Genomic DNA, 426 nt, shown 5'->3' on the forward strand with positions numbered 1-426 from the left:
ATTAAAGTTCTTGGTAATAGTTGCAACCGTTTTGACGTTAATCTTTTCCTTGGCAGCTGACTGGAGAACTTCTTGAAGAGTCTCTACATCCGAGATGGTTGGACTAGTATTAGCCATCATGACAACCGTTGTAAAACCACCTGCAGCGGCTGCTAGAGAACCAGTATGGATGTCTTCCTTATGGGTTTGACCAGGCTCACGAAAATGAACATGAATATCAACTAGTCCAGGCGCAACCACAAGCCCAGTAGCATCAATCAGCTCTGCTCCTTCTTTCTTGATTTCCGGAGCAATTTTGACAATTTTCCCATCTTGAATCAAGACATCACACACTTGATCCAAACCAGACTTGGGATCCATTACACGGCCGTTTTTGATTAGTAACATAACTACACTCCTTTACTCGTAAAAATCCACTTGAGTATC

General features: G+C 42.5%; 1 protein-coding gene. It reads right to left on the reverse strand.

What is annotated here, in order from left to right; translation table 11 throughout:
• Positions 1-387: amidohydrolase family protein (locus tag SORDD16_RS10085; RefSeq protein WP_164966532.1), on the reverse strand; the 387-nt coding region annotated here is incomplete at its 3' end.
• Positions 388-426: the final 39 nt, after the last annotated feature.

This window comes from Streptococcus oralis, assembly GCF_001578945.1.
GTDB lineage: Bacteria > Bacillota > Bacilli > Lactobacillales > Streptococcaceae > Streptococcus > Streptococcus oralis_Q.